The sequence below is a fragment of the Luteibacter sp. P4_D7_3 genome, assembly GCF_056401735.1.
The window spans coordinates 1-3,355 of the sequence record NZ_JBFUIT010000386.1 but is presented as its reverse complement, the minus strand read 5'-3'; the positions used below and the strand labels follow the sequence as shown (position 1 = coordinate 3,355).

Genomic DNA, 3,355 nt, shown 5'->3' with positions numbered 1-3,355 from the left:
GCGCACGTCTGCCTCGGCCAGGACGCCCTCGGTGACTAACCGACGCGCCATACCCGTCAGACCCGCCAGCATGGGCGCCTGCATTTGTGAAGCCATTTTGGGTCCCGTTTCCCCGAGATACGCGCCTGAATCTACTCTAGATTGTGGGTTTGGTCACGCGCTCAGGCGTGAAAGTGCGGACCAGGCAGCTGAGGCGGGCGCTGGGCAGGGTGTCTCGTTTCCCGAGGCGGATATCCCTTATGATTCAACGACCATCGGGGACATATCTTGAGCCGTATCAGCATTATCCTGCCCGCCAAAAACGAGGCGGCCGCACTGAAAGACCTTCTTCCCCGCCTGACCGCTGCCCAGCCGGGCGCCGAGATCATCGTCGTGGACGACGGATCGACCGACGACACCCGCGCCGTGTGCGCGGCGTCCGGTGTTATCTGCCTTTCCTCCCCATACTCGATGGGCAACGGCGCGGCGATCAAGCGCGGCGCCCGCAAGGCAACCGGCGAGATCCTCGTCTTCATGGACGGCGATGGCCAGCATGACCCAGCAGACATTGCCCGCATGGTCGGCCGGCTTGAGCAGGGTTTCGACATGGTGGTCGGCGCGCGCGACTGGGAGAGCCAGGCGGGCGTGGGCCGTGGCCTCGCCAACACGCTCTATAACTGGTTGGCTAGCCGGATGACCGGGCATGTGGTTGCCGACCTGACGTCGGGGTTTAGGGTGGCTCGGGCCGAACGCTTCCGTGAGTTCATCCATTTGCTGCCGAACGGGTTCTCGTATCCGACGACCAGCACGATGGCGTTTTTTCGCAGTGCCTATGGCGTGGCCTACGAACCAATCAAGGCTGCCGAGCGGGTAGGCAAAAGCCACATCAAACCCTTAAAGGACGGCATTCGCTTTTTGCTGATCATCTTCAAGATCGCGACGCTATATTCGCCGCTCAAATTGTTCGTGCCGGTGAGCTTCCTGTTCTTTCTCGCCGGCTGCGTGAACTATGCTTTTACCTTTCTGAGCTACGGCCGCCTGACAAACGGTAGCACGCTTATGTGGAGTGCCTCCGTCATTGTGTTTCTCATTGGCCTGGTATCGGAGCAGATTACGTCACTGACGTATCGGCGAACGGATTGACCGCTATGGAAACCATGGCTGAAGTTGCCGGCTCGCGCCCGACCGTCGCCGTCTGCGTGGTCACATTTAACCACGCTGCCTACATCGCAGATTGCCTAGTAAGCGTGCTATGCCAGCAGGTGGACGCCGATGTCAAGCTTTGGGTTGGCGATGATATGTCTACCGACGGCACCAGCGAGATCGTCGCCGACATTGCCAGGGCTTGGCCAGGGCGGGTACACCACGTGGTGCACGCCTCGCGGCTGGGTCCGATCGGGAACTACCGCGCGATCATCGAAGCCGCAGAGGGAGACTTTGTCGCTCACCTCGATGGCGATGATATGTGGCTACCTGGCAAACTTCGCGAACAGCTTGGCGCGCTAGCAGAGGCTCCTGACTGTAGTGCGTCGTGCACCAATGCATTGGTTTTCGATGACGCGCGCGAGCCGGTAGGCTGGTTCAGCAACGCAACCTCAGGCAGGTTTGATACCGCGGCGCTCCTTCGGCGCGGCAATTTCCTCAACCACAGTTCATTGCTCTATCGCGCTCAATTTCGCGGAAGAATCCTCGCGCTGCCACCCCCTTTCATCGACTACCGCATGCACCTTGAGCTGAGCGCACTAGGACCGATCGTCTACACTGCAAAACCCTTTGTCGGCTACCGCGTGAACTCTGCAGGGTCGATGTTGCGACGAGACAACGAAGCGGTTCGTCGCCAGTACTTCGAAGCCATCGAGAAGGCGTTGCCAACGGTGTCGCCAAAGGTTCGGGCAGAAGCGTGTGCAGACTTCGTTCGGCGCGTTGTCTTTCGCTCGTTGAGTCTTCGTCGCCTTGCACTCATCACTGAGTGGTGGCCACTGCTGTCAAGACTGTCCCATGAGTCGCGGCCTCGGTTCATGGGGCGCTGCACGCTCCAGGTGGCTGCCGAGGGTATGCGGCAGGCCATCCAGATTACGGGGTCCTTCCTCCTTCGCGCTCATCTGCGCGTACTTTACTTCCGGTAACTTATGTCGAAGCGATTCCTTCGGATGGCGCGCGCCGCCGTCCTCGGCTGGCTCACACCTCGAAGGTACGAGTGCGCCGTTTGCACTCGACGTGTCGGCGGGTTCCTTCCTTACCGAAGGGGTATGGCTTCCGTGTCGCCGGCGATGCGACAGCTTCAACTGAACGGCAGCGACGTCGATCACTTCGAGTGTCCGCGCTGTGGCGCCAACGACCGACTCCGCCACCTTGTCCTCTATCTGGACGCCACGTCGCTCATGTCGCGCGTATCGGGTGGGCGGGTGCTGCATTTCGCGCCAGAGAAGAAGCTGACGGAGCGGATCGTCGCCGCACGGCCGACGACTTACATACGAGCCGATATCGCGCCGGGATCAGCGGAAATCGTCCGGGTGGACATGACGGCCATGCAATTCGCCGACGACTCGTTCGATCTGCTCATTGCAAATCACGTACTGGAACATGTTGCCGATCTCGCGGCGGCGCTTCGCGAGGTGGCACGGGTACTTGTGCCCGGGGGGCTTGCCATTTTGCAAACGCCTTACAGCCGAGTACTTCACCGTATGTTCGAGGATCCGGGCGTACAGGCGGAGGATGCACGTCTAGAACTGTACGGACAAGAGGATCACGTGAGGCTATTCGGTAGCGATATTGCGGAACATATTGCGCATCTCTCGGGCATGACGCCGTGCGTCAGTACTCACGACGAGCTCCTGGGGCACGTTGACTTCCACCGCCATGGCGTTAACCCCCACGAACCGTTCCTTCTGTTTCGTAAAGACGTCTAGCGGAAAGTGGGCAGTCCATAACGCGCCAGCAAAGCCAGTTTGCGTGGGAGCCAGGTAAAGGCGGCGTAATAGTGCTTCGCGTCGATGGTGCGTTTTGTCTGAAGTTCGCGCCGGACCAAGCGAAGTTGCGCGCGGTGGGTCCAGGTCGCACGGGCGGTGGCAAGATAGACTTCGCTCCAGAGTCGACGATCCCTGCGGATTAGCGAGAGGACGGCGCCCTCAGTCAACAGCACTGTCAGATGAAGCGCAAGCAGGACGCGCCACGCGCCGGAAGGGGTGAATACTGCCAGAAGGAACGTCTTGTTCCTCTCGCTAAGGGCCCGCCGACGATAGGTCGTTACCAATCTGCCATCGTCGACGCGATTTCCACCGAAACTGAGGCCCTGTCTGTGACGGTACCCCGTAACGGGGAGGCATCGTACGTCGTAGCCGAGTTGGCGCGCCGCACAGCAAAGATACATGTCTTC

The 3,355-nt window shown here is 60.2% G+C and carries 3 protein-coding genes and 1 pseudogene; 3 read left to right on the top strand and 1 reads right to left on the bottom strand.

The window, feature by feature from the left end; translation table 11 throughout:
* The first annotated feature begins 267 nt into the window (after window positions 1-267).
* From AC1DSN_RS20295 to AC1DSN_RS20285, 3 genes are all read left to right on the top strand, one after another.
* Window positions 268-1,122 carry a glycosyltransferase family 2 protein gene (locus tag AC1DSN_RS20295; RefSeq protein WP_477296596.1) on the top strand — a complete coding sequence of 285 codons (855 nt, stop codon included), beginning with the start codon at window positions 268-270 and terminating at the stop codon, window positions 1,120-1,122.
* 5 nt (window positions 1,123-1,127) lie between these two features.
* Complete coding sequence (locus AC1DSN_RS20290) at window positions 1,128-2,105, top strand: glycosyltransferase (protein WP_477296594.1); 978 nt, start codon at window positions 1,128-1,130, stop codon at window positions 2,103-2,105.
* Window positions 2,106-2,228: 123 nt separating this feature from the next.
* Window positions 2,229-2,888, top strand: coding sequence for a class I SAM-dependent methyltransferase (locus AC1DSN_RS20285; protein ID WP_477296593.1), 660 nt, complete (start codon window positions 2,229-2,231; stop codon window positions 2,886-2,888).
* Here the strand turns inward: AC1DSN_RS20285 and AC1DSN_RS20280 are convergent.
* Window positions 2,885-3,355: pseudogene (locus AC1DSN_RS20280) on the bottom strand (glycosyltransferase family 2 protein); the annotation flags it as partial. The gene AC1DSN_RS20285 and the pseudogene AC1DSN_RS20280 overlap by 4 nt on opposite strands.

What these genes read in the sequence shown, in the direction of transcription:
- AC1DSN_RS20290 (WP_477296594.1), top strand. Translation starts at nt 1,128, where the DNA reads ATGGAAACCATGGCTGAAGTTGCCGGCTCGCGCCCGACCGTCGCCGTC.
- AC1DSN_RS20285 (WP_477296593.1), top strand. Translation starts at nt 2,229, where the DNA reads ATGGCTTCCGTGTCGCCGGCGATGCGACAGCTTCAACTGAACGGCAGC.